Here is a 25,566-nt window from a genome sequence, read left to right on the forward strand (position 1 = left end):
CTGGAAGAAAGTGCAATCGAAAACGCAACCAACTTTATTAATTTTTTTGGTCAGAATAACCGATAAACATATTGGAGGAAACATCATGATCCTCCTTTTTTAATAGGGGCAGAACTGGTTAGACATAGAGAGCGAGGGATAAGATTGGAAGTATATCGTGCATTTATCTTCCGTCTGCTGCGCAATTATCTCATTGGATCATTAACAGCCGTCTTTGTAGTGGGCACGGTGGTGATGGTTTCAACCTTACAGATACCGAATATTCAATATGTTCGATTGATTGTTATAGTGCTCATCTCCATTCTGTTTATGTTGGTTGCAGAATTAATCACCTTATGGGCTCAATTGGGTCCGATCAGGCAGTTCTTCGCTGCAGAACACCATGAGAAGACGGAATTAAATCAAATATACGAGAGAATTCATCGCTTTCCAGGACAGACTATATATCGCATTATTGGACCGCATATGTTGGGCTTCTCTTTACCTGCGGCCGGGCTTACCTTGTGGATGATCTCTACAGGATGGCTCGAAATCCCGTATGGATATGTCACTATTGCAGGGGTATGCGCGTTTTTGATTGCAATTATGCATGCTCTAATCGAATACTATCTTACAGTGCGGGCGATAAGGCCAATGCTTCTCGAAGTCCGTCGCAGAGGCAAAGTGTTGTACGGAATGGAGCCTTCCTTGGGCGGACGCATCCTGATATCTATACAACGAAAGTTCCAGACGAGTACTGCACTCATCGCTTTGTTTCCTCTAAGCTTATTTTTTCTGGCAACATACATTCGGCTCCAGTACATTGATCCGCAGTTTGCGAAAGAATATACGTTGTGGGGTGTACTGATTGTTATTTTAGGCGCAGGATTCTCCATGATGGGTAGCTGGCTATTGATTCGAGATGTCCGTGACCCAGTGGCAGAGCTGACACAAGAGATGAACCGTATTCAGGAAGGCGATTTCGGTAGGAGAACTCCCGATCTGTATGCAGATGAATTTTCACAGCTGATTTCCGGATTCAATATGATGATTAATCGGCTGGAACTAAGACAGGAGCGGAATCGGCAGTTACTGCAAAGTTATTTTTCTCTGCTTGCAGCTGCGCTGGATGCCCGAGATAAATATACGGCAGGACATTCCATGCGTGTAGCGGAGTATTCCATTTTGATTGGCAGACTGAGCGGTATGAATGACGAACAGGCCGACTTGTTGTACAAGTCTGCATTGCTCCATGATATTGGTAAAATCGGTATACCAGACGAAGTATTGCTCAAGGACGGCAAGCTCAGCTCGGAGGAATTTGCAATTATTCGCACTCATCCTGTGTTAGGAGAGAGTATTTTGCTTCAGATCGAACCTGTGGATGCCATGGCAGACTTCCTTCCGGGAGTACGCTCTCATCATGAGAGATATGACGGCAAAGGATACCCTGATGGCATGGCGGGTGAGGACATACCATTGTTCGGCCGCATTATCGCGGTAGCCGATGCTTTTGATGCCATGACTTCAGATCGGCCGTATCGGAATGGAATGAGTGATGAGAAAGCGCTCATGATTCTGGAAGAAGGAAAGGGGACCCAGTGGGACCCCTATTATGCAGGATTGTTTATTGACGAATGGAGAAGGCAGAGACAGTTGAATCAAGAGCCTAATGAGGGGGTTAGTTGATCCCCTCGGTCCATTTGGAATTTTTTCTGCGACGATGATAAAGGGCTAGTCCTGTAACGATTGTAAAGATACATTCACCCAGAATGATTGCACCGAGTGCATCATAAACGACATGCTGCTTGATCAATAGTGTTGAGGCAATAATGATGGAAGCACCAGTAGCGACGAGTCCCTTAACGGATTTGCGAATATTTGGAACCGACAGCACGGCACGCATCACTAGATAAGAGTGAAGGGCATGAATGCTCGGAAAACAGTTAAACGGGCGATCCTGGCTATACAGCCAACCGACGAGTGTTAAGCCCAGACCAGATCCTGTTAGTTCCGGCCGCGGAACCATGGTTTGGAAGTTGAAATAAATCAGATAACAGATCCATACGCAGATGTTCATGGTCAACAACACACGATAATACATAAGACGGTCTTTAGCACATAAGTAGGCAAGCACACCGAATACAAATGGGTACCATCCCAGATAAGGAATCGACATTGCAGGAATAAAAGGAATCATCTGATCCATGGGAGAGTTCAGAACAACATACCCACGCTCCGGACTGTTCAAAATATCATAGAAAAGTCCCATGACAGCCAAGGATAACATCAAGCTCAATGACAGCCAGTAAGATTTATTTTTTACTATATGCACAGCTACTTACTCCTTTCATCATGCTCTAATCCAACATGACCACAGCGATAATATGAAAAAATGAGACAACAATATATTTTACTATGTCCAGCACATAAATTGAATTCCAATTTTGTGTATTTTTTTGTTTCTTTTTGACGGGTTTCCATGCCGAGGTGGGCTTAGCGTGATATGATGTACAAATACGAACGAATAAGCACTTGGGTTATATATCGAACAACAGGAGTGAGTCGATGCAATTATCAAAAATGTTCGTACTCAATATGGGGATGCTTATTACGATCGCTTATCTTGCCAGTGTGCTTTACAAGTATATCGTCATACGTACCTCTTCCCGGGTGAAACAAGTCAGTTCAGTGTTCGTGCTTATTTTTGCAGGTTGGGTTAGTACTGTATTTGGTTTCCAGCTGAATAATGAAGTTGTTTTTGATCTTCGCTACGTGCCATTAATCGTTGCTGTTCTGTCGTTTAGACAACCCTATAGTGTAATCATTATAGGTGTGGGGATCGGACTGTCGAGGCTAACCTTCGGGATAACGGATGCGACCATCGCCGCGGTCATCAATATGTCTCTTCTTGGATTGTTATGTGCAGGTTTGAACATCTGGATGAGGCGCAGCAGCTACGGGCTAATTATGAAAGGTATCATTGTTACAGTGATTGTGAATGTTGTGAATAGTGTCAATATTGCCCTGGTGGGCGTCATTCCTGCAACGTATTTCTTCTCGCATATTATGCCGTATACACTCCCTGTCGGAATTTTGCTTAGTCTCGTTTTTGCGTTCATTTTAAGAGATTTTCAGAATGAACAAAATCGAATTCTCCTCATTCAAAGTACAAATCAACTATTATCCTTACAAAAAGAAGAATTGCAGAAGGCACAGATCGTACTGGAGGAACGTGCCAAACAATTGATGATTGCCTCCCAGTACAAGTCGGAATTTCTGGCCAATATGTCTCATGAACTGCGTACACCGCTTAACAGTGTCATCAATTTCGCTCAGATGATTAGTGAGAATGCCGATTCGATGGATCAAGAAGACATCGTGCGTTTTGCAAGCATGATTGATCAATCCGGACAAGAGCTCCTCAGACTAATTAACGATATTTTGGATTTGTCCAAAGTGGAAGCTGGTCGGTTGGATATTGTATTGGAAGACATCAGTTTGAATCAACTGATTGAAGATGCGATGAATCACTTTCAGCTCGTTGCAGAAAAGAAAGGGATCGAGCTTGTGCTAGAGAAGCAAAACGGGCTGCCGGATACCATTTGGTCTGATCCTCAGCGCGTACAGCAGATTTTGCGCAATTTAATGTCCAATGCGATCAAGTTCACGCCTAAAGGAAAGGTTACTCTTACCGTGAGTACCAAAAAGACCAAACAAGTGAGCAATGAAAACGATTGGCTCGTTTTCTCTGTACAAGACACAGGAATTGGTATTCCGGAGGACAAGCATCATTCCATATTTGAAGCTTTCCAGCAAGCGGATGGTTCCATTAGCCGGAAATTCGGGGGAACCGGACTGGGTTTGTCTATCAGTAGGGATCTGGCTAGATTGCTGGGTGGATCGATCGAACTCGATAGTGCTGAGGGGAAAGGAAGTACCTTTGATCTATGGCTCCCGTTGACCGTGAAAAAATGAGTTGACAACCACCGTGCCGTGAGTAGAATTTGGGGTGACAACTAGCATCGGCCGGCATGCTTTACCCGGTCTAAGGAGTGTATTCCCATACAGAAGATGGTTAAGATGAATCCTTCTTCATTGATTAGCAAGTCACGGCGCAAGGGTTCCGCACAACGAACGAATTTATCGATTGCAACATGGGAAGGCGTTCCGGCTATTATTTTGCAAACCTTGCTGGGAGGTCCATTTCTAACCGGGTTTTTGCTGTACCTTGGGGCTGGGTCAAGACATATTGGCTTTGTGCTCGCAATTACTACGTTTGTGAATATTGCTCAGATCGGCGCAGCCTATTGGATGCAGCGCATTCGCAGCCGCAAGCGCATGCTTTTGTTGTTCGTGGGGGCTCATCGCATCCTGTGGAGCGCAACGGGACTGATTCCGTTCATTTTTCCCAAAGAGTGGTGGGTCAGTGTTTATATTGGTTTATACACGATTGCATTCATATGTAACACCATCGGGGGTATGATCTGGACATCTCTCATTGGGGATATCGTACCTGCCAAGGTAAGAGGGCGTTATTTCGGAATACGCAATACTATACTTAATGCACTTGGAAGCGCATGCTTATTTGGCGGAGGTATTTTACTAGACCGTTATCCGGGACAAACCGGCTTCTTGATTTTGTTCATTCCCGTATGGATCTGTGCCATCGCCAATACCGTTATTTATTTCTTTTATCCAGATATGCCCTTTGAACGTTCCACAGAAAAGTCGTTCTCACGTATGTTTATCAAGCCGTTTCAAGATCGGGTATTCCTGAAAGCGACTATATTTCTGGCGGTATGGCTGCTGATTCAGACGTTAATTGTGCCGCTCTATTCTTACGTGATGCTCGACCTGTTGAACGTCAGCTATCAGATGGTCTCCCTGATCACGGTCGTGCAGACCTTGGTCATGATGGGAGGATTCTATATTTGGGGTAACCTGAATGCCCGATACAGCAACAAAACACTTTTATTCTGGACGCTGCCTGTGATCGCTCTGTCCTGCCTGTCTTGGGGTTTGATGTCGTTTGCTCCGGTATTAGTGGCGTTGTTCATGTCTCACATCTTCCTCGGCGTGGGTGTTGGAGGCTTCAACCAGCTTGCGTTTAATTTTACGATTGGGGACACACCGAAAAGTGAAAGACCGATGTTCGTGGCTGTCTATTCGGCTCTGACTGGCGTAACGTCATTTATTGGCCCGCTGATCGGGGGCTGGCTGTATGAGAAAATGGAAACCCTTTCGGAGGCAATGTTCTGGATCTCTTCCTATGGTTTTCAAGTCATCGTGGGTGTAGTGATGCTGTTGCTTACGTTTACTCTGGGACGTCGTGTGCTCTTGCATTAGAAATAGTATAGAATCAACATATACAATATAACGGTGTATCCCAATATGGATACGAATAGATGGGAGGGATGGAGAGATGAATCATCCTGAACGCAAAGCGATGATCATTGGCGCTACTGGACTGGTAGGTGGGCATCTGGTGCAAAGCTTGCTGGAACACCCAGCGTACAGCGAGGTTCGCATACTGGTGAGGCGTAAACTTCATCTGGAACACCCTAAGTTGAAGCAATACGTTGTGAATTGGGGGGAACTGGAGCTGCAGAGTCACCTGTTTGAGGGCATAGACGATCTGTATTGCTGTCTGGGCACAACGATCAAAAAAGCCGGCAGTCAAGACAAATTCCGTGAAGTCGATTATGATTACCCGGTTCGTGCTGCGGTGCTCGCGAAGCAACATGGCGTGGAACAGATGCTAGTGATCTCCTCTATGGGAGCAAATGCAGGTTCACGTGTGTTCTATAGTCGGACCAAAGGTGAGATGGAGGATGCACTTACGAATGTTGGATTCCGTACTCTGCACATCTTTCGTCCATCACTTATTCTGGGTGAGCGCGGGGAAAAGCGCCCGGGGGAACAGTTTGCTGCGCAGATCATGACCTTTCTGGATCGCTGGATGAAAGGCCGTTTAGATAAGTACCGGGCAATTCATGCATTAACGATTGCACAAGCCATGAGAAATATCGCCATAGTTCAGACTAGAGGCAATCATATATATTCCAATGAAGTCATTCATGCGCTCGGGGTACAGGATGCTGCCAGCTGATACCGCTTGTCGCGTCGTGGATACCACTCCATTACTAGCGCTTTGCTTCAGCGGAAACAAGCGTTACTTGTCCGAATGAAGAGCATGATATAATAGGATTCAAAATAAAAGCGAGCCTTGTCTCCTACGGGGAGCAGGGTAGCTAACACAAAGGAGAACCGTCGAATGAAGAAAGCAATCTCGACTGAACAGGCGCCAGGCGCCATTGGTCCATACAGTCAGGCAGTAGCTGCAGGAGACTTTATCTACACATCCGGTCAGCTTGGTCTGAACCCACAAACGGGGGAATTTGGTGCGGATGTACAGGAACAGACTCGTTTGTCTCTAAGTAACGTGAAAGCTATTCTAGAAGCAGCAGGCACAAGCATGGATAAAGTTGTGAAGACAACGGTATTCCTGAAGGATATGAATGATTTTGTTCCGGTAAACGAAGTGTACAGCAGCTTTTTTACTCAGCCTTACCCGGCACGCAGCGCCGTAGAAGTGGCGCGTTTGCCAAAGGACGCGCTGGTAGAGATTGAAGTCATTGCGCTGAAATAGAGTATGATACTCAGCCCTACATAGGACAGGTGATCCTGTTCTGTATGAGTGTACAGCAAAAAGCCGACGAAGGGTCAATGGACCTGGAATCGGCTTTTTGCTGTGGATTGTTTATAGTAGAGGAGGTATTCAACCTCGGTTCTGATTGCGGGCGAAGAACAGCCATACAGCGTAAACGGCCAGAGCAATAGCGATAATGATTCCCGTATAATAGACGGAAGTAATATCTTTTTGCTTCAGAGCAATGGCGATATAGGCCCATGTGAATACAAGTGGGTATACACTGTCACGGTAACGGAAGCTAACAAGCACAGCGAGAACCATACCGACAATTAACATGATGATGGTCCAGGTTACTTCACTGATCCCGAAGCCATCCCACCCGATTTTATACAAATAAACGGCTGTATTGACGATGGTTGCGACACTGACCCATCCCAGATAAATGCTGAATGGCAGTTGAACAAGCCATTTTTCTGCAGTAGTTGGTCTAGTAATCATGCGCGTTTTGACATACAACACGATGAGACTAAGTAAAAGTAATATAATAATCAGAAGTGACAGTCCAGTCTTCAGATTTTGAAAAGTAAAAATCCATGCTACGTTAAAAGCACAACTGGCGAGAAACCAGTAACCCAGACGGGAAATGGTGTCATTTTTCCAAGATGCAGGGACGAACTGATAGATGACGAAGCCTGCCAGGAGAAGGTAGATCAGGCCCCATATGGCGAAGGCATAACCCGAAGGTGTCAGCAGTACAGGATACATATCGGAGACTTCCTTGTTCGTTCTGCCGCCGATCGGCAGCGCATTAGAAAGATAGTTCACAACAAGCACAACAATAAAACCGATGGCGTTTAACCACTTATACGGATTGTTACGGGACATTGCGTTTCCTCCTTGGTTTAAGAAATGTAATGAACCACGGGTCAGTCTACAATGAATATACCCACTAACGTCTCGTTCTAATAATCCACAATTAAAATAAAGAGTTGATCGAGTTTCCAGCCTCCTCATTTTAATGGGAATTACTGGAGTGAGATGCACTCTGTCCAATGTACGCTACGGCGACCTTGAATATGTCCATATCATATCTGATTTAAGAATTGGGGGAGTAAAAGCGGCATGTTAACTAAAGAAACGATGGAGAAGCAGCAAACCTGGTTCTATGTAGTAGCTTTGTTCGCAGGTGCAGGAATTGGACTGGCTGCTCCGGTATGGGGAGATATGTTGCAGTATGCAGTTTCTCCAGTCCTTGCTGTCTTGCTCTATAGTATGTTTGTTCAAATTCCGTTTATGGAGCTTCGAGCGTCTTGGTCTAATCTGCGTTTTATGGTTGCACTGCTCCTAGCTAATTTTATCGTTGTTCCTGCGGTGGTATGGCTGCTTACACTGATATTTCCTCAATCTCCAAGCGTACTTTTGGGAGTTTACCTTGTTTTATTAACCCCTTGTATCGATTATGTTATCGTATTCACACAACTGGGGCGGGGGGATGAGAAGCTGATGCTGGCAGCCACTCCGCTGCTGTTTGTGGTTCAGATGATTTTGCTTCCGCTTTATCTATGGTTATTTATGGGGAGCGATGCAGCTACCATCATGAAGACAGGGCCATTTATAGAAGCTTTTTTGCTTCTAATTGTGGTTCCGTTGCTGCTCGCAGTAGTGACACAGCTATGGTCTAATAAAGGCGGAACCGCGCAGAGGTTGTATCAAGCCACGGCTTGGCTTCCGGTTCCGATGATGGCTCTCGCGCTGATCCTCGTAGTAGCTTCCCAAGTGGGCAAAGTCTACAAAGATCTGAGCATCATTGCAAGCGTCATTCCGATCTATGCTGCTTTTCTAATCATTATGCCCGTCATCTCCCGATGTATTGCAAAGCTTTTCCAACTGGAACCAGGTGCTGGCCGGGCATTAATCTTTAGTGCTGCGACTCGTAATTCATTGGTTGTCCTACCATTAGCACTGTCACTGTCGCCTGAATGGGCTACTATCGCTGCGGCGGTCATCGTCACACAGACGATAATAGAACTCGCAGGAGAACTGATCTATATTCGGCTTGTGCCCAAAGTCATCTTACGGGACGAGTGATCAGTCCCGTTATTATGAACCCGTTTGTAGCATGGTTTTGCGATATTCTGCAGGCGTTATGCCCTCCGTTTTTTTGAACACTTTGCTGAAATACTTTTCATCCTGGAAACCGACCATTTCTGAGATTTGAGCAACTCGTAATGAGGGATTTTGCAGCAGTAGCTTGGCATTGTTGATTCGCAGTTTACCGAGATATTCCGACCAGTTGAGTCCAAACTGCTGTTTGAATTTTCGTGAAATGTACTCCCTGCTCAGATAAAAGCGGGCGGCTAATTGCTGTAGTGACAAATCCTCTTGATAATGAGCATCCATATAACGGGCAATCTCACTCATCGGATCAGGGTATGCGTGATGCTGGGCAGTGAGCGCCTTTCCGGCTGCGAGTAAACGCTGCTCCAGCAGTGACCGAAGCAGAGGGAATGAAATCAGGCCATCATGATCGAGGGGCAACTCGGCAAACGGAGGAAACTGGTCCTCAGCAGATTCCTCGTCATGGGATATCGGCCCTTCTGCATCATCTAACCAGCAGCTAAGCATCCACTCGAGCTCTTGAATCCATTGTTGCAGCTGCTCGGCGCTGATCACCTCTAGCTTGGTGAATGGTTCAAGCCATTCAGCAACGATAGAAGATATGCTAGAGGCACGACAACTCAAAGCAGCTATGCGCATAGGTTCTTCAAAAGCGGCGAGTCGTTTTCCTTTGATCCTGCTCGAAGATTCAATTGTAGAGTGAATCAGATTTTGCGTAAGGACGATGTTGCGTCTCCATAATTTCGAGCTTGCATCCAGGTATGCTGTCGAAATCCCTATAGGATAATTCTCGCAAGTGGATAGACCAAAATGAAGCCGGCGCTGAATGGTCTGCTCTAGCCCATCGTTAATACGTTCCAGAATACGCTCCAGCGAAGACTGAGTGCCCCAGTGCAACAATACAATCTCATCAGGCTGATTGAGCTGGTGGAATGTAACGCCTTCGATGGGTGTACGCATCATCTCTGCACAGATGTTAAGTACTGAGAATACGAGCAAGTTCGGCTGACTCCGATATTTAGCCAGACAATCCGCATCGAGATGAGACAGACTGGTGACGGCAACACAGCACATCGGAATAGAAGAGGGCAGATCAAGTTCTTCCTGCAATTGCTGGATATGAGCAGAGGTGTTACCTCTGCCGACCGCCAGCTCGGTGAGCAGGCGGTCCTGATAATGCGGGCGCATACGATTCACGACGATGGATTGTTTGGTGGACTCCGTACGTAAGGTATGCTCCTCCTTCCAGGCATGAACTGCCTTGACTAAGGCGGCATTCAGTTCGTCAGCCTCGACAGGTTTCAATAAGTAGTCCATGCCGCCATGCCGGATCGCATGCCTTACCAGTTCAAAATCATCATATCCACTAATGACAATGACTTTACTATGAGGGGAATGGACAGAGATCCATTCAAGCAACGCCATTCCATCCATGCCAGGCATGCGCATATCGCTGAGTATAATTTGCGGTTGGTGGACTGTAATTGCTTCAATCGCTTCATTTCCGTCTGCAGCTTCCAGCAATACATCGATTCCCAGGTCATCCCAACGACCCAGAAGCTGGATGGCATGGCGGACATGCTGTTCATCATCAACAAGCAGTGCTTTCATGCTGTTCACTCTCCCACATATAGTTTGATTTGAAGCTTCACACCGCCTGTGTCTATATTATTGATTTTGATCTCCGCAGATTGACCGGGATGGGAGTTGAGTGCAAGTCTGCGTATCACATTGCGAAGGCCGATGGATTCCGACCTTGCTGACTCCTTAGGAGTAGTATCTGATAACGTTTCTTGATGCTCCAGCCATCCTCGTATTTCAAGCAATTTATCTTCAGGTATGGTTGGTCCGTTGTTAATCAGTTCAATCTCAATCAAATGACGGTCAACACGACGGCTGGTGATGGAGATCAATCCTTTTCCAGGCTGAACGTCCGCTCCGTGTTTGAAATAATTCTCAATCAGAGGCTGCAATGTCATCCGGGGCATCTGGGCAGCTAGTGTATCTTCTGCAAAATGCATGTGTACCTCCAGACGTTCACCAAATCGCTCCTGTTGTAATTCCAGATATAATCGAGCGTGTTCAGCTTCTTCACGGAGTGTTACACAGGTCTGATCTCGCATGCTGTAACGTAGCATTTTGGACAGCGAGGAAAGTAAGGTGTATGCTCGCTCTCCTTGTTGCTGTAAGGCCAGTGTACCGATAGACTGCAGAGTATTATATAGGAAATGAGGATGAATCTGAGCTTGTAATGCTTTGAGCTGATTGGTCTTGTTCGCAATCTCCAGCTGGTATTCTCGCAAAATCAAGTTATTCACAGTGTCCATCATATCCCGGAAATGTCTCGCAAGCACCCCGAACTCATCCCGACTTGACAGGCGGATATCCACATGTAAGCGTCCTGCCTGAATCTGATTCATATATCGCATTAATTGCTTAAGTGGGCCTGTAATTCGGATCGAGATAAATAATGTAGCCACGATCACGAGCATAAGTGCTGCAATGGCAATGATTGCATTATTCCATGTAAGCGCAGTTGCTCTTTCATATAATGTTTCATTCGGAATTTGCTTGATAATGGTCCAATCCGCGTAGTTGCTTCCAAGTTGCTGGTAAACATAGATGGAGTGATCCTGTTCAAAATGTCCAGCCATAGCAAGCGTTGTACCTGCAAGGTTTCGTGCTTCCTGTAGGCTACTAGCTGCCATTGGTTGCAATTGTCCGCCTGCATTGGCTCCTGATACCTCCGAATGTCCCTGATAGACAATCCGATTTTCTCCATCCACGACATAGATCTGTTCTTTAGTTGAATCATAGAGCCGGTTGCATATCGCTGCAATGCTGTTCATGTTGAGGTCAATGGCAAGTACACCTAAACGTTCAGGGGAGGGAGTATCCCGAATGATTCGGTGAAGCGTAATGACTGTTCTTGGTGAATCATCAGGAGAAGCCGCCTTGAAGCCATAGGTATGACTCATATGGGCAGATTCTAACCAGATATCGGAGCTGCCATTATCCATCTTGCCATGCAATGAATTGGAATAAGCTTGCTTGCGTTCTTCCCTTTTGGGGAAAGGATTGGTAATCAGTGTGGATTGATCAGATACAAACGAATGTAAATAGAGCTGAAATACGTCCGGTATGGCTGCCCTGATGGTTTGCAGTGTAGTGTAGACCTCGGCCACAGCCCGATAATCCCCAGGGAGTTTAGCCAGATTTCGCAGGAAATTGGGATCGTTATATACCGCCAGAGAGGCCCGCGCCACATTGTCTACATAATTATTAAGGTTGGTTGAAGCCTGATAGATGAGCCGTTTATTCTCCTCCAGTGCTTGTTCACGCAAGGCTGATTTGGTCTGAATAAAGGTCATGCTGATGGATGTCAGCAGCGGAATAGTTGTTGCAATGAGCATAAAGGCAATTAGCTTCGTGCGAATACTGTAATATTTGGACATCACTACACCCCTTCAGGCTGATCGTCATGAGAGGACAATATTTTACACCCAACTGTTCAAGACTGTAGGTGTTTCCCTTCACGATTATCGAGTTTAATAGAACAAGAGACCGATATCATCCATCGAAAGAAGGGGAGAACGATATGAAGCATCGCAAGTCTTCACAGCTGTTACAGCAGCTCGTGTTCGTGGGTCCCTCTGTTGTGTTTTTTATTCTCATCATCGTGGTCCCTTTCCTGCTTGGCATGGTGTATTCGTTTACGGATTGGAACGGTGTATCTGCCAGCATTAACTGGGTTGGACTGGATAACTTCATGCATGTTTTTGCAAACGATCCCAAGTTCCAGACCGCATTTTGGTTCACGGTGCGATTCACGGTGATCGGGGTGATCCTCACGAATGTCATTGGGTTTTTCCTGGCCTATTTCCTGACCAAACCACTGAAGACAAGAAATATCCTGCGTACAATCTTTTTCATGCCTAACGTCATTGGCGGGTTGCTGCTCGGGTTTATCTGGCAATTCATATTTGTGAAAGGGTTTTCAGCAGTGGGTGACGTGACCGGCTGGTCCTTCTTCAATCTCCCTTGGCTGGGGGACGAACCCACTGCGTTCTGGGGCATCGTCATCGTCTTCGTATGGCAGACGGCAGGTTATCTGATGGTGATCTACATCTCATCCTTGACGAATGTTTCACCTGATCTGCTGGAAGCTGCCGAGATCGATGGAGCCAGCCGTTGGCAGGTGCTGAAGAGCATTATTTTGCCACTCATCATGCCGGGTGTAACCATCTGTCTGTTTTTGGCGATCTCCTGGTCCTTCAAAATGTTCGATCTCAACCTGTCGCTCACCAAAGGGGGACCGTTTGGATCAACAGAGTCAGTTGCACTTAATATCTACAATGAAGCTTTTGTGAACAATCGGTACGGTATCGGAACAGCCAAAGCATTTATATTTTTCGTCATCGTTGCCATTATCACCATGATTCAGGTACGTGTAACGAAGAGCAAGGAGGTTGAAGCCTGATGGAAACATCGAAGAATTACCGCTTCGGTACCGCTGTAACCGAGATTGTCATGGTGTTAATCGGGTTATTGTTCCTGATTCCGTTTTACTTCCTGTTTGTGAATTCGGTCAAGACCTTTGGAGACCTGCTCACCAATTCGGCTGCATGGCCGGAAGTGTTCCAGTGGGGTAACTACGCCAATGCTTGGGAAAAAATCAGCTTTCCATCCGCTCTCTTGAACTCACTGATCGTAACGATCGTCAGCAATCTCTTGCTGGTGTTGATCAGTTCCATGGCCGCGTATCGGATGGTCCGCAGCAATACAAGATTTAACCGAATTCTATTCGGTTTGTTCATTGCCGCAATGGTGATTCCGTTCCAGTCTATCATGATTCCACTTGTTACGGTAACCAGCAATCTGGGACTGATCGACAGTCTGGGTGGACTCATCATCTGTTATCTCGGATTTGGTGCACCGATGTCCATCTTTCTGTTCCATGGATTTGTTAAATCGGTTCCTGTGGAGATTGAAGAAGCGGCTCGGGTGGATGGGAGTTCCGTCTACGGGGTATTCTTCCGGATCGTATTCCCATTAATGAAACCAATGTATGTAACCGTCATCATTCTGAATACGCTCTGGATCTGGAATGACTATCTGTTGCCATCCCTGATCCTGCAAAGCTCTAATCTGCGAACCATTCCCATTGCTACATTTGCGCTGTTCGGTCAATATACGAAGCAGTGGGATCTGGCGCTGCCTGCCTTAGTGCTTGGGATCATGCCAATCATCATATTCTTCCTGCTCATGCAGAAGTATATCATTCAGGGCATCACGGCAGGGTCAGTTAAAGGATAGGTGCGCGGGCTGGTCGCTCTGGCATCATGTGCGCTTTCGGTCGCTGTTGCTCCTCGGGGGCCTGAATGATTGAGGCAAGGAAGCCCCCGAGTTTCAAAGGCGAACGCTCCGCTCCTCCAGCGCATCATGATGCCTCCGCTCCTGCCTCGCACGGAGGTGGGCAGAAGGCTCACCTGCCCGCAGGGCTTGGGCAGATGAGCCAGAGCAAGGCGGAAAAGACAGGGGAAGCCTAGGGCGAACAGGGTGGAGCTCTGTAAAATGTCGTTATAGAGTCAAGTAGGAGGACTGCCCCTCCGATATCAAAGGCATAAAGACAAGAGATGGCTTAACCGTTAATCTGTGATCAACTACGCATACCATTTATGGAAAATGCGTTAGTTCATCTATATAAATTGGGGTTATTCATTTACACAGAAACGGAGAGGACAGAAAAAAACTGAAAAAGCGAAGCGGTCGCCTTTATCACCGGATTTTTCCCTTTAGCAAAAGGAATCAAAAAAATCTGGGGATAACAGCGATTGGAAGATTGTTCTGTCATTGGAGTGCTACGTGTAAATCTCTTTAATTCAATTTGTTTATTGTAAGCAAGAGATGCAGGCGGTAAAAGTGAAACTACTTACAGGGAGAGTGTATCTATGAAAAGAATGACAAAGTTAACATTGCTGATGCTCATTGCTTTTTCAGTCATGCTTGCAGGTTGCGGGAACGGGGACAAAAGCGGTAGTCCCGTCAATACGGATGCTCAAACAGGCGGTGATGAAGCTGCGGCTGGCACCAAAACAATTAAAATTTTCCAATACAAAGTGGAAATTGCTGAAGCATTGAATCGCCTTAAAGCAGAGTATGAGTCATCCCATCCAGGCATTAAGCTGGACATTCAGACGGTAGGTGGCGGTAGTGACTATGGCGCTGCATTAAAAGCCAAGTTTGCCGCAGGCGAACAACCAGATATTTTCAACGTCGGTGGGTACCGTGAATTGGATACCTGGCTTGAATACCTGGAGGATCTATCCGATGAAGCTTGGACAAAGGATGTACTGGAAGTGGCCAAAGAGCCGATGACCAAGGACGGCAAGCTCTATGGTCAGCCGCTCGCCCTGGAAGGATACGGATTCATTTATAATAAGGATTTATTCGCCAAAGCGGGCATTACTGAGATTCCAACCACATTGGAACAGCTGGACCAAGCAGCAAAGAAACTACAGGACGCAGGCATTACGCCTTTCTCCAACGGATATCAGGAGTGGTGGGTGCTGGGCAATCATAATGTGAATGTAGCGTTTGCGAATCAAGTAGACCCGGTCAAATTTATTCAAGGACTGAACGAAGGAAATGAGAAAATTCCGGGTAACCCTATATTTAATGACTGGCTGAATCTGCTTGATCTGACGCTGAAATACAGCAACAAAAATCCGTTGACTACGGACTACAATACACAAGTAACGTTGTTTGCTAGTGGCGAAGCAGCTATGATGCAGCAAGGAAACTGGACACAAGTACAAATCGACGGCATTAATCCTGATCTGAATCTGGGCATTCTGCCGATGCCGATTACGAATGAACCTAACGACAAGTTGTTTGTAGGTGTGCCTAACTTTTGGGTTGTGAATAAGAACTCACAAGTGAAGTCGGAAGCAAAAGAGTTTCTGGAATGGCTTGTCACATCTGACACTGGCAAGAACTATTTGACGAAAGAGTTCAAGTTTATTCCGGCATTCAGTTCCATTCAGGCATCTGAGGAGGAGCTTGGCGATCTGGCAACAGATATCATGAAATACAGTCAGGAAAATAAAACGTTAAGCTGGAACTTTAACCGTTTCCCAGAAGGGGTTCCGCAAGAGTTCGGCAGCACGATCCAAGCATATGTGGCAGGCAAATCGGATAAGAACGCGTTGCTGGATGGCTTGCAGCAGAACTGGGACAGTCTGAAAAAGTAATTAAGGAAGTTGATAACCAAGTAGGTAGCGAAGTAAATAACAAAGTAAATAATAAAGTGAATAATAAAGAGTTTAATTCACACGCTCCAGAAGTCGGTTGCCTAGTGGCAGCTGGCTTCTTTGTTGTGTGCCTCTAGTTCTTTGCTCGGAGAGTAGATCATATCTGAAAATAAAAAAGCCGCTTAATTAGCGACTTCAATGGGAATAGGTTTTTGTCCCTCGAGAAATATAACATGAGTACAATGTTTTTTAATTTGTTGTAAAGCTGTTATCTTTCTGGTGTGTCTGCAAAATTCCCTGAAGTATCACTTCAATTCCCCAGAAGAACCTTTCCTTAGAAACAGTATCTCCCGAAAATAATTCTTTCTTTAGACTGTGGATTAGCGGAAAACGAACCGGATCTGCGTCATTGTAAGAATTCTGAATAGTTACCATTTGCTCGTTTGATCTCGTAGCCTTCTCTAAGGCAACTGAAGACACATATAGAAGCAAAAGATCTGTTCCCCAAGCAGCGGAGGTAGAAAAAATTCCACCCTTTTGTAATACGGCAAGCAAATATTCATTCAGACGAAAGGCATTATCTCCAATGGGAATTGTCTGAAGGGACAGCTCAGCCAATCCAGGTTGTTCAATAAGTAGTTTAGCATAGGCGTGTAGTGCTTGGAATAATTGTTCTTTCCAATTATCTTCCGTATGCTCGGGTAAGTTTAACTCTCCCAGCCCATAGTCAAGTACATAAGAGCTTAACTCCTGAAAATTTTTAACATAAACGTAAAGAGAAGAAGGACCTGTGTCGAGGTGCTTGGCTATCTTCCTCATGCTCATGCCAGAGATTCCTTCCTCTTTTAACAAATCATAGGCAGTCTTTACAATTAGTTCATGGCTCAGTGGTTCTTTGGATGGTCGATTACGTCGACTCACAATTTCACGTTTAGGTTTCATCATACTTTTCTTATAGCATAACGGAAGCTAATAGTAAATATATAGCTCAAGATAACATCATGCTTGCTGCTCATACTTGTCGTGATAAGATTGCATTAATTGAGCCAGCTTTGGTGCAGCATGATCAGAGAAGCAAAGGATAAGATTTTCATTAGACTCAGCAGCTTTCTCTGAGGAATATTGAAACATTTTTTCCTCATATTCTTCAATTGCCTGGGCGGTATTTTCGTTTCTTACAAGTGCAAGAGCGAGCTCCAATGCATCCAGCATAGCAAGGTTTACACCTTCTCCAGCAAAAGGTGACATGACATGAGCCGCATCACCGATCAACGTGATACCAGGGTTGCGTTCCCATCTAAAACCGACTGGCAGCATGTAAATTCTTCTTGGTAAGATACTGTCTTCCGCATAACGAATATAATTTTGCAGCGACTCATTCCAATCGTGGAAAAGCTCAAGCAATTTTGCTTTCATTTCCTGTGGGTTATCGTTCCGGATGTGATCTAACCAGTCCCGTTCAACCTTAAAACTGGCATATACTTTGATCCGTCCGTTGCCATTCAACTGACCTAAAATACCTTTATGATCCTCTAGTGCAAACATCTTACCACGTGAATTAAACGCTGCTAAATCTGGATGATGGTCCGCAATAACGTTAAGCTCCAGCATAGTCAGACCTGAATATTCTACATCTATATCCGTGAGCAGAGGACGAACACGAGAAAAGGCGCCATCAGCTCCGATTACAAGATCGGCCACTTCTACATTTCCATTGTCAAAATGAAGCTCAGACTTGCCATCTCCTAGAGAAACAACTTTATCAAGTTTATAGCCATATCTTATTTTAGACTGATCTAATTTGTTCAAGAGCAAATTACAAAGTACACCACGGTCAATCTCTGGACGGCCATGTCCGTCTGAAAGATTTCCATCTGCCACTTCGTCGATATAAATCTTGCCTTTTTTATCCATGAGACGGAAGTCTTCTCCCTCAGCCCTTGCTGCCATCTGAAAAGCCTCATATAATCCGGCTTCCTTCAAAGCCAATTGCCCGGAATCTTCATGAATGTCTAGAGAGCCTCCCCGTTCATGGCTTTTGTCCTCTAGGTCACGCTCATAAATAACCGAGGAAATGCCATGTTCCTGTAAAATGAGGGCAAGTGTCAGACCTCCTGGTCCACCTCCAATTATTGCGGTGCGACGTTGTGTTTTTGAATGGGCTGGTGTCATTTGTAGACATCTCCTTTGTATATCGGTTTCACGAACGGTGTTCGTTACATTTATAACACCACGAACAGTGTTCGTCAAGAACGTAGTTCGTTTAATATCAACTTATTTTTCTAAATAAAACATGATTTTTACACCGAGTTAATACTACATGTGGATATCCTGTGAGTATATGCTCTAAATGTGGACAACTCTTGCGTGAATATGCTAGTGATGTGGTTTTATTAAACGTTGTGCTTGCTTTTGTTAAAATAGTACTATATAGTTCTATTCATGAATAAAGACAATATATCACAACAAAGGATTTCCAAATCCTCTGAACCGTCCAAGTCTAGAAGCTCCAATCCCAGACATGCGAATCCCGTTAACCGTACCAAAGCGGTGGAAGTCGCTACGCAGCTATTTCTCCGGCAAGGTTATGCTTATGTCAGCATGGATGAGGTAGTGCGTGTAAGTGGCGTGTCTAAGTCCAACATCTATTATCATTTTAAAAATAAGGAGGAACTGCTTCAGGCGGTTGTTCAGTTCTGGATCGCTCAATACGAATCAGAGCTGTATCTACTGCTCAGCCAGCGGGAGCGTGGGGTACAGGAGCGAATCCATTCATTCCTGTCATTGCTTTCGGCCGGCATAGAGAGTCGCAACTTTGAAGGAACGTGTCCGTTTGTCACACTTTACATGCAGGCGCCTGAGAATGCTTCCCAGGTGAAGGCAAGTATCTCGACCTTTTTCCAAGAGCTTGTTCCTATGGTGGAGAAGTTGCTTCAACAAGGGGTGGAACGCGGAGAATTTCGCAAAGGGATAGATCCTGGAGCGGCCGCTGCGCTATTTGTTGCTGCAATGGAAGGTTCGCTGATTCTAGCAGGAACTTCTCGTGATCTGGGTATTATTGAACAGTCGGCACATACATTTTGTCAGATGCTTCGTTAAGCGAAGCGTTTTTTTTGGACATATCTAGTACTATATAGTACTAATATTAGTTTGATATTGAATGAGGCAAAGACAGAGCAAAAAATAAAGGAAGTTAAATAGTGTGGAGGCATAGTGATGAACTTAACCAATTGGGGACAGACCGTTCTTTTCATGACAGGTAGTACCGGTTTTATTGGAAAGGAAACAGTCAGACAACTTGTAGAGAAAACGAATATACATATGCTTCTGTTAGTGCGCTCTGAACAGCGGGCCAGAACAGCACTGGAGAGTTACGGTGTGAGGAACTTTGAACGGATAACGTTTATTAGGGGAGATTTATCTCTGCCAGGTCTGGGACTTGATCAAGCAGATCGTGAACACATCAAGCAGGCAAGAGTCCTTCTTCATGCGGGCGGCACGATGGATATCACATTGGAACGAGAGACGGCGGAGCAAATCTTCATGCAAGGGGCTAAGGAGATTACTCAGTTGGCAGAGGATATCCAGCACCAAGGTGGTGGAGGATTGCGACATTTTATTCATGTCGTTGGTTTCATGAGTCCTTACGGGCAGGGAGACCAGCAAGGGGAACATATGGAGGCGAACCATAAGGGGGGTCAAGAGAGCGCGTATGAAGAGATGAAATTTAAGGCAGATGGTTACATTCGAGAGCATGCGAAGCAGCACGGTTATCCGTTATCTGTCATAAATCCCAGTACAGTGGTTGGGCCTCGTCCGACGGGGGAGACAGAGCAGACAGGCGGTATTGGAATACTCATTGGCGCCGTTCAGCGAGGTTTTATGCCTGTCGTACCTGGTGGATCATCTTACTGGCTACCACTGGTGGAGAACGATGTGGTGGCAGAGACCTTGGTGTTTTTGATACAGGATGATTCTCCGTTAGGAGGGACCTATCCACTGTTGGCGCGTAAGGAGGAGAGTCCGGACATGAAGGAATTGTTGAATGTGATCACGACCCAACTGAGTGTACCTAAACCAGCAGGAGCATTACCGCTGTCCTGGATTCAACGCCTTATGAGCCTTGGAGGAAGCCGTATTAGCGGTATACCTGCGCAATCACTGGCTTTTATTACAGATCGGACATTCCCGGTACAGGAGACGGAGGTACTGTTGAAGCGAATGGGGCGAAATTGGCCTGATATCCGGGAGCAGTTGCCGTTCATCATTGCTGATCTGGATTATCGTCTTCTGCCCAAGCCTGAAGCGGAAGCTTATCCAGCAGATTATACCCGTTCCCGATTAGGTAATCTGGCAATGTTAGGCTGGAAAGGTGAGGGGGAGCCGTGGGTAATCGTGCACGGTTTACTCCAAAGTGCGGATGATCTGCTTCCACTGGGATCAGAGCTGCATAGACTTACGGGCAATCCCGTATGGATTGTTGATCTCGCAGGATTTGGTCGTTCACCTGTTCATCTAGAACAAGATGCATTTACAGGTCAGGTTCAAGCGCTTATCGATGCTTTATCCGAAATGCAGGCTCCAATCAAACTGGTTGGTCACTCTGTGGGTGCTTCTGTCGCAGCCGCCGCACTGCAGCTTAGCGGGCGTACCGATGTTCGGTTGGCCCTGCTCCAACCTGTCGCGGACAATGCTAGAGATGCACGATTCAAACTGATGCTGCGCCTACCGCGTCGAGTGGGCAGGTTACTGCTTCGTACTAGATCTCGGCGGAGTTGGGCACGGATGTTTCGTTCAGGCAATGGTGACGTGATACAGGAAGGGGGAGTCGAGAGACTGGCTGAGCGAGTACACGGCTATCTTCGTTCACCTCGTATAGCGGGCGCACATGTGGATTTATTGCGGTGGATTCACTTGGGACACAGGCAGACAGCGAGCTTTTGGGATACATACGGGAATGTTCAGGACATGGGGCATGAAGCAGATCCATTGGTTGTTTGGGCGGAAAAGGAAACGGATTATTATTTTCCGACTGGACTACACAAAGGTTATAAAAAAGTGGATGTGCCTTATGGTCACTATTTTCCAGTATTCCAGTTCGAACAGACAGCGGAAATCCTCATCGATTGGGCTGAAGGCGACCATGTGAATAACAAGGGGCAGGAACCCAAACTCTGATACGGCAATTCAAAGGCTTTCCACAATATGTCCACACGACAGGATAACAGGACTGACTATGACAAAGTTCTGCGTTAGAAATATAAACAAATACATCACATGTCCACATTAAAATGGTGAATATCCACATAAAATAATATATATATCCACAGGTTGTGAGCAATATGTGCACAACTTATCCACAAATCAGGTATAACTTTATATTTTTATCCATGAAAAGCAAGTTTAAAGAATATTTAATGAGTTATCCACAGAAAAGTGCATCTAACAATCTATTTATAGAAAAAGGATGAAAAAGCGTCAGGACTACGATTCTTGTTGTCTAAAGCCTAAACATTTGCTCCGAAATTGCCGATACAACATGTAACGACTCATCGTCTAAAGTTCGACAGCCAAAAGCGTGTTGAAGATCTGATTTTACGGAATGAGAGGGTATGGGGACAATTATGGATGAAGTAGTACAATATATTAATTTCACGGTCGGAGAACAGATTTTTGCGCTTCGCATTGATCAGGTTCATGAAATCATCAGAATGGTAGAAGTAACAACGGTGCCTTTCGGAAGTCCCGAGATCAGAGGATTCGCTTCATTGTACGGTAAGGTGGTTTCGGTCGTGAGTCTTCGCGTGTTGCTGGGCATGCCGGATCAGGAAGATACCTCATCTACACGGATTATCGTTGTCCCATACAAGAACGGCTTTGTGCCTCTGGTTGTAGACATGGTGGACTCGGTTGTAATATATGATCGTTTCGAAGAACCTGCTGAGGAGCATCGTCGGTTCATGATCGGCGTTTTCGACAAAATCGGATTTTGTGCTGATCATCGTGCGGGTATATTGAACCTGGATGTATTGCTGGGCAGTCTGGTTCGATCTTGATTCGATACAATCGGTGAAGGTTTGGTGCCTCAATTCTTTCAACAATTAAACGAAATGTTCCTTATCCGTTTTCTGGAGAAGGAGCATTTTTTTTGTGAAGAAAACGAAATGAATCCGTATTTTTTATACGTAAATGTTTTTAAATCCTTTCATTTTCGTATATGATGGAGAGTAACAATGCGAAGGGATGACGGGAGACTGTAATGATGCAATCGCTGTATGGAGTATGGCTTGGAGACGTATTTTTTTGTTTTTCTGGTGAGACATCGGAACCTCGTGTGGATGCATGGAGCCACGTGGTGAGGAGGTTGAAATTCGGCGACGCAGGTCGTCTGTTTCAGCCTGCGGCGCTGCGACTTGCGGAATTGCGCTGGCCGAATTCGCTTCGAAATACGGCAGAAGCCAAAAATTCGAAACGGCGTCAGTTGCTTGGACGAACACTGGAAGGCTTGGCGGTCCCACCCAAGGACGCTTTCAGGCTGCTGTTGCAGTGGGATGATCGGATGTTGCATGCAGCTGGCATTCAGGCTGGAGAGGAGATGCGTTACTGGGTCAAGGCGGCACAGTTCACTCAGGAACTGATGCTGCGAGGTGCATTTGCTCCGGCCGCTGCATTTGCCGCGAAGACAGGTGCAAGAAGGCGAACCGGACAGGAGACTTTAACAGGAATTTGGCGGCCGCGTTTGCAGCTTGAAGAAGATCAGGAGCGTTTCAGAAGCCTTGCAGAGTCGATGCCGCCCATTGCGCTGTCAGCGCCCGTGGCATACGCATTCATGGAGCCCGAGACAAGGGAGGAAGCCGCAGGGGCTGTGTTATTTTCATTCATGAGCGGTATCATCCATGCAGTGGTGACAAGTGAACTCGAAGGCATGGATAGTGAGCTGTCTCGTTACCGAACTTCGTTCAGGCGTGGTTCTTCACCTGTATCTGAACTCTGGTGGAACAGTCTGATCTCGATGTTCCGTCCTGTTACCGTACAGGGGCCGACAGATGAAATGACTGCCTTTGTCGATCTGATTCAAGAAGCAGGGGGGACGACAATCCCGACGTTACGCGCTGAGGAGACGCCACCTGTCGAGGGGAAACTTGAACTGGTCCTGCGCCTAGAGCCGCCACTAGGTGAAACAGATTCCACCTGGGGGATCAGCTTCTGGGTGAATAGTGATCAGGAATCAGGCCTCAGGCTGCCTGCACGAAGTATATGGGCACATCCTGAGCGTGACCTGGATCGCGGCAAGGTCTATTACACCTCAGTGGCAGAGCAATTACTTATGGCTATCGGTCAGGCTTCTGAACTGGCTCCGGAATTGGAGACCGCTCTGTTGCATGCTCGTCCCGAGGGGATTCACCTGCAGCAGCAGAGCTTTTTTGAGTTTCTAACTCATGCGGTTCCCAAGCTGCAAAAGGCAGGAGTAACGGTCTTGATGCCTTCGAGGTGGAGCCGTGCGGGAAAACGACGTGCTGGGTTGCGGTTGCAGATGGTGAATGGAGCTCCTGATCGTCAGCCTGGATCTGTATCTGCGCTGGGCATGGAACAACTGGTTGCCTTTACAGCAGAGCCGATGTTGGATGGTAAGCCGATTACAGCCGAGGAACTCGCCGAACTGGCTGAATCCACCGTTCCCTACGTGATGTTCCGCGGGGAATGGATTGAAGTGGACACCAAAGAGATTCGCCAAGTAATGCGTTATATGAAAAAAGAAGAAGAACAATACATGCCTCTTTCTGAATGGCTACATCTGGCTGCGGATGAAGGGGAGGATTCCATATGGAAAGGGATGTCTGTCTTCGGTGCTGAATCCGAAGGCATGCTTGCTTTCCTGCTCGAAGGACAGGTGCTTCGCAACATTGAACCGCGTCCAGTGCCTGCGGAGTTGCATGGAGAACTTCGTCCATATCAGGAACGTGGATTTCAGTGGTTATCTGCTATGGGGGAGCTGGGTTTCGGGGTGTGTCTTGCGGATGATATGGGACTCGGCAAAACGATCCAGGTCATCACCTGTTTGCTCGATCGCAAGCAGGAAGAGCGGCAGAAAACTTTACAGGAAGCACAAGGAGATGCAGTTGTTGATCGGACTGCACATGTAACATCGCTAGCTGAAGAAATGTCTGAACGTGAACAGAAGGGAACCAAGGAGTCCAAGCGGATTAAGTCCAATGGAGCGTTGCCTGCGGTTGCTTCGCAGGCTTCTACCGATCTTCTTGAAGGTCAGTGGCCAGCCCTTATCGTCTGTCCAACATCACTACTGGGTAACTGGCAGCGTGAGCTGAAGCGTTTTGCGCCAGACCTGTCTCTGTACATTCATCATGGTGGACAGCGGCTGCATGGTGAGGTCTTCCAAGCGGAGGCTCAGAAATATGACATTGTACTCACCACGTATCATCTCGCTGGCCGTGACGGCCCGGACCTGGCTTCATTGCATTGGTCTACGGTTGTACTGGATGAGGCGCAGTATATTAAGAATTACCGTACGAAGCAGGCACAGAGTGTCATGCGATTATCTACTTTTCACCGGATTGCGATGACAGGGACGCCTGTGGAAAACCGGCTCAGTGAGCTTTGGTCGATTTTCCAATTCCTCAATCCGGGATATCTTGGCACATCTACTTCGTTTCGTCAGCGTTACACGGGGCTCGCTCCAACGGAGGAAAATGCGGCCTCCCTGCGTGAGCTTCATCGGCTGGTCTCTCCCTTTATGCTTCGCCGATTGAAAAGTGATCCGGATATTCGTAAAGATCTGCCAGAGAAGCTTGAACTGAAATCCTATTGTTCGTTGACTCCGGAACAGACGATAATGTATCAACGTGTGGTGGATGAGCTTATGGGCGGTCTGGACGGCCGAAATGGCATTGCACGCAAAGGCATCGTGTTATCGTCCTTAACCAAATTGAAGCAGATCTGTGACCATCCTGCGTTAGCAGACAGCAATCGGAGGGATCATGGCAAGGCGGAAGCGTCCGGCAAAATGGAGCGGCTCCTGGAGTTGCTGGATGCTATTCAAGATAACGGAGAGTCGGCGCTGATCTTCACCCAATATGTTTCGATGGGGGAATTGTTAGTTTCCAGACTGAAGCGGCGTTATGAGGTGGAGCCTTATTTCCTGCATGGTGGCGTATCGAAGGCGCAGCGGGACGAGATGGTGGAGACCTTCCAAAAAGGAGAAGGTCCTTCTATGTTTGTTCTTTCCCTTCGCGCTGGTGGAGTAGGGCTGAATCTGACGAGGGCAAGCCATGTGATCCACTATGACCGCTGGTGGAATCCAGCGGTGGAGAATCAGGCGACAGACCGTGTATTCCGGATCGGACAGAATCGCAACGTTCAGGTGCACAAGCTCATCTGTCAGGGCACATTAGAGGAACGAATTGATGAACTGATTGAGAGCAAGAAGGCTCTATCCGAGCAGGTTGTTGGCTCAGGAGAGAACTGGCTGACCGAAATGTCGGATGACGAGCTGCGCAGCCTGATCTCGCTGCAAGGGGAGAATTGGCTGTAGTTTACCAGGAT

General features: G+C 46.5%; 19 protein-coding genes. 13 read left to right on the top strand and 6 right to left on the bottom strand.

The genetic code is table 11. From position 1 onward, the window contains the following. The first annotated feature begins 144 nt into the window (after positions 1 to 144). Positions 145 to 1,668, top strand: a complete 1,524-nt coding sequence (locus tag PQG66_RS20625; RefSeq protein ID WP_272039685.1) for an HD domain-containing phosphohydrolase — start codon at positions 145 to 147, stop codon at positions 1,666 to 1,668. Here the strand turns inward: PQG66_RS20625 and PQG66_RS20630 are convergent. Continuing rightward, positions 1,661 to 2,314: a phosphatase PAP2 family protein gene (locus PQG66_RS20630; protein WP_272039686.1), complete on the bottom strand. Its 654-nt coding sequence runs from the start codon at positions 2,312 to 2,314 to the stop codon at positions 1,661 to 1,663. The two genes, PQG66_RS20625 and PQG66_RS20630, sit on opposite strands and share 8 nt — an antisense overlap. Positions 2,315 to 2,547: 233 nt before the next feature. Here PQG66_RS20630 and PQG66_RS20635 point away from each other — a divergent pair, with 233 nt between their 5' ends. From PQG66_RS20635 to PQG66_RS20650, 4 genes are all read left to right on the top strand, one after another. Beyond that, complete coding sequence (locus PQG66_RS20635; RefSeq protein ID WP_272039687.1) at positions 2,548 to 3,957, top strand: sensor histidine kinase; 1,410 nt, start codon at positions 2,548 to 2,550, stop codon at positions 3,955 to 3,957. Positions 3,958 to 4,062: 105 nt separating this feature from the next. Beyond that, a complete protein-coding gene (locus tag PQG66_RS20640) occupies positions 4,063 to 5,328 on the top strand; it encodes an MFS transporter (protein WP_272039688.1) in 1,266 nt (421 codons plus the stop codon). Positions 5,329 to 5,404: 76 nt separating this feature from the next. Next, on the top strand, positions 5,405 to 6,091 hold the full coding sequence (locus PQG66_RS20645) for an oxidoreductase (protein WP_272039689.1): 687 nt from the start codon (positions 5,405 to 5,407) through the stop codon (positions 6,089 to 6,091). A gap of 165 nt (positions 6,092 to 6,256) precedes the next feature. Then, complete coding sequence (locus PQG66_RS20650; protein ID WP_272039690.1) at positions 6,257 to 6,631, top strand: RidA family protein; 375 nt, start codon at positions 6,257 to 6,259, stop codon at positions 6,629 to 6,631. A 129-nt stretch (positions 6,632 to 6,760) separates the two neighbouring features. Here PQG66_RS20650 and PQG66_RS20655 read toward each other — a convergent pair whose 3' ends face one another. Beyond that, on the bottom strand, positions 6,761 to 7,519 hold the full coding sequence (locus tag PQG66_RS20655) for a tryptophan-rich sensory protein (protein WP_272039691.1): 759 nt from the start codon (positions 7,517 to 7,519) through the stop codon (positions 6,761 to 6,763). A 237-nt stretch (positions 7,520 to 7,756) separates the two neighbouring features. On the opposite strand from PQG66_RS20655, the gene PQG66_RS20660 reads away from it, so the two are divergent. Next, positions 7,757 to 8,722 carry an arsenic resistance protein gene (locus PQG66_RS20660; RefSeq protein ID WP_272039692.1) on the top strand — a complete coding sequence of 322 codons (966 nt, stop codon included), beginning with the start codon at positions 7,757 to 7,759 and terminating at the stop codon, positions 8,720 to 8,722. A gap of 12 nt (positions 8,723 to 8,734) precedes the next feature. On the opposite strand, the gene PQG66_RS20665 is transcribed toward PQG66_RS20660, so the two are convergent. Continuing rightward, positions 8,735 to 10,363, bottom strand: coding sequence for a response regulator transcription factor (locus tag PQG66_RS20665; RefSeq protein WP_272039693.1), 1,629 nt, complete (start codon positions 10,361 to 10,363; stop codon positions 8,735 to 8,737). Positions 10,364 to 10,368: 5 nt separating this feature from the next. Then, positions 10,369 to 12,207 (bottom strand): cache domain-containing sensor histidine kinase, encoded by a 1,839-nt coding sequence (locus PQG66_RS20670; protein ID WP_272039694.1) that lies wholly within the window; start codon positions 12,205 to 12,207, stop codon positions 10,369 to 10,371. A gap of 143 nt (positions 12,208 to 12,350) precedes the next feature. Between PQG66_RS20670 and PQG66_RS20675 the strand changes: the two genes are divergently transcribed. The 3 genes from PQG66_RS20675 (at position 12,351) to PQG66_RS20685 (ending at position 16,005) form a co-directional block, all read left to right on the top strand. Then, positions 12,351 to 13,232 carry a carbohydrate ABC transporter permease gene (locus PQG66_RS20675; RefSeq protein WP_272039695.1) on the top strand — a complete coding sequence of 294 codons (882 nt, stop codon included), beginning with the start codon at positions 12,351 to 12,353 and terminating at the stop codon, positions 13,230 to 13,232. After that, complete coding sequence (locus PQG66_RS20680; protein ID WP_272039696.1) at positions 13,232 to 14,068, top strand: carbohydrate ABC transporter permease; 837 nt, start codon at positions 13,232 to 13,234, stop codon at positions 14,066 to 14,068. The genes PQG66_RS20675 and PQG66_RS20680 overlap by 1 nt, the downstream gene beginning before the upstream one ends. 635 nt (positions 14,069 to 14,703) lie before the next feature. Continuing rightward, on the top strand, positions 14,704 to 16,005 hold the full coding sequence (locus PQG66_RS20685) for an ABC transporter substrate-binding protein (protein WP_272039697.1): 1,302 nt from the start codon (positions 14,704 to 14,706) through the stop codon (positions 16,003 to 16,005). Between the two features lie 249 nt (positions 16,006 to 16,254). On the opposite strand, the gene PQG66_RS20690 is transcribed toward PQG66_RS20685, so the two are convergent. Both PQG66_RS20690 and PQG66_RS20695 read right to left on the bottom strand, forming a co-directional pair. After that, the gene (locus PQG66_RS20690; RefSeq protein ID WP_272039698.1) at positions 16,255 to 16,950 is read right to left on the bottom strand and encodes a TetR/AcrR family transcriptional regulator; all 696 of its coding nucleotides are present in this window, start codon (positions 16,948 to 16,950) and stop codon (positions 16,255 to 16,257) included. Between the two features lie 54 nt (positions 16,951 to 17,004). Further along, positions 17,005 to 18,177 carry an FAD-dependent oxidoreductase gene (locus PQG66_RS20695; protein WP_272039699.1) on the bottom strand — a complete coding sequence of 391 codons (1,173 nt, stop codon included), beginning with the start codon at positions 18,175 to 18,177 and terminating at the stop codon, positions 17,005 to 17,007. A gap of 270 nt (positions 18,178 to 18,447) precedes the next feature. Here PQG66_RS20695 and PQG66_RS20700 point away from each other — a divergent pair, with 270 nt between their 5' ends. From PQG66_RS20700 to PQG66_RS20715, 4 genes are all read left to right on the top strand, one after another. Then, positions 18,448 to 19,104: a TetR/AcrR family transcriptional regulator gene (locus PQG66_RS20700; protein ID WP_272039700.1), complete on the top strand. Its 657-nt coding sequence runs from the start codon at positions 18,448 to 18,450 to the stop codon at positions 19,102 to 19,104. A gap of 117 nt (positions 19,105 to 19,221) precedes the next feature. Further along, the gene (locus tag PQG66_RS20705) at positions 19,222 to 21,183 is read left to right on the top strand and encodes an alpha/beta fold hydrolase (protein ID WP_272039701.1); all 1,962 of its coding nucleotides are present in this window, start codon (positions 19,222 to 19,224) and stop codon (positions 21,181 to 21,183) included. Positions 21,184 to 21,629: 446 nt separating this feature from the next. Beyond that, positions 21,630 to 22,061, top strand: a complete 432-nt coding sequence (locus tag PQG66_RS20710) for a chemotaxis protein CheW (protein WP_272039702.1) — start codon at positions 21,630 to 21,632, stop codon at positions 22,059 to 22,061. A gap of 206 nt (positions 22,062 to 22,267) precedes the next feature. Further along, positions 22,268 to 25,555, top strand: coding sequence for a DEAD/DEAH box helicase (locus PQG66_RS20715; protein WP_272039762.1), 3,288 nt, complete (start codon positions 22,268 to 22,270; stop codon positions 25,553 to 25,555). Positions 25,556 to 25,566: the final 11 nt, after the last annotated feature.

The organism is Paenibacillus sp. JJ-100, from assembly GCF_948329825.1.
Classification (GTDB): domain Bacteria; phylum Bacillota; class Bacilli; order Paenibacillales; family Paenibacillaceae; genus Paenibacillus.

What these genes read in the sequence shown, in the direction of transcription:
- PQG66_RS20675 (WP_272039695.1), top strand. Translation starts at nt 12,351, where the DNA reads ATGAAGCATCGCAAGTCTTCACAGCTGTTACAGCAGCTCGTGTTCGTG.
- PQG66_RS20665 (WP_272039693.1), bottom strand. Translation starts at nt 10,363, where the DNA reads ATGAAAGCACTGCTTGTTGATGATGAACAGCATGTCCGCCATGCCATC.
- PQG66_RS20655 (WP_272039691.1), bottom strand. Translation starts at nt 7,519, where the DNA reads ATGTCCCGTAACAATCCGTATAAGTGGTTAAACGCCATCGGTTTTATT.
- PQG66_RS20680 (WP_272039696.1), top strand. Translation starts at nt 13,232, where the DNA reads ATGGAAACATCGAAGAATTACCGCTTCGGTACCGCTGTAACCGAGATT.
- PQG66_RS20645 (WP_272039689.1), top strand. Translation starts at nt 5,405, where the DNA reads ATGAATCATCCTGAACGCAAAGCGATGATCATTGGCGCTACTGGACTG.
- PQG66_RS20690 (WP_272039698.1), bottom strand. Translation starts at nt 16,950, where the DNA reads ATGATGAAACCTAAACGTGAAATTGTGAGTCGACGTAATCGACCATCC.
- PQG66_RS20685 (WP_272039697.1), top strand. Translation starts at nt 14,704, where the DNA reads ATGAAAAGAATGACAAAGTTAACATTGCTGATGCTCATTGCTTTTTCA.
- PQG66_RS20640 (WP_272039688.1), top strand. Translation starts at nt 4,063, where the DNA reads ATGAATCCTTCTTCATTGATTAGCAAGTCACGGCGCAAGGGTTCCGCA.
- PQG66_RS20695 (WP_272039699.1), bottom strand. Translation starts at nt 18,177, where the DNA reads ATGACACCAGCCCATTCAAAAACACAACGTCGCACCGCAATAATTGGA.
- PQG66_RS20705 (WP_272039701.1), top strand. Translation starts at nt 19,222, where the DNA reads ATGAACTTAACCAATTGGGGACAGACCGTTCTTTTCATGACAGGTAGT.
- PQG66_RS20715 (WP_272039762.1), top strand. Translation starts at nt 22,268, where the DNA reads ATGCAATCGCTGTATGGAGTATGGCTTGGAGACGTATTTTTTTGTTTT.
- PQG66_RS20670 (WP_272039694.1), bottom strand. Translation starts at nt 12,207, where the DNA reads ATGTCCAAATATTACAGTATTCGCACGAAGCTAATTGCCTTTATGCTC.
- PQG66_RS20700 (WP_272039700.1), top strand. Translation starts at nt 18,448, where the DNA reads ATGAATAAAGACAATATATCACAACAAAGGATTTCCAAATCCTCTGAA.
- PQG66_RS20635 (WP_272039687.1), top strand. Translation starts at nt 2,548, where the DNA reads ATGCAATTATCAAAAATGTTCGTACTCAATATGGGGATGCTTATTACG.
- PQG66_RS20660 (WP_272039692.1), top strand. Translation starts at nt 7,757, where the DNA reads ATGTTAACTAAAGAAACGATGGAGAAGCAGCAAACCTGGTTCTATGTA.
- PQG66_RS20710 (WP_272039702.1), top strand. Translation starts at nt 21,630, where the DNA reads ATGGATGAAGTAGTACAATATATTAATTTCACGGTCGGAGAACAGATT.
- PQG66_RS20650 (WP_272039690.1), top strand. Translation starts at nt 6,257, where the DNA reads ATGAAGAAAGCAATCTCGACTGAACAGGCGCCAGGCGCCATTGGTCCA.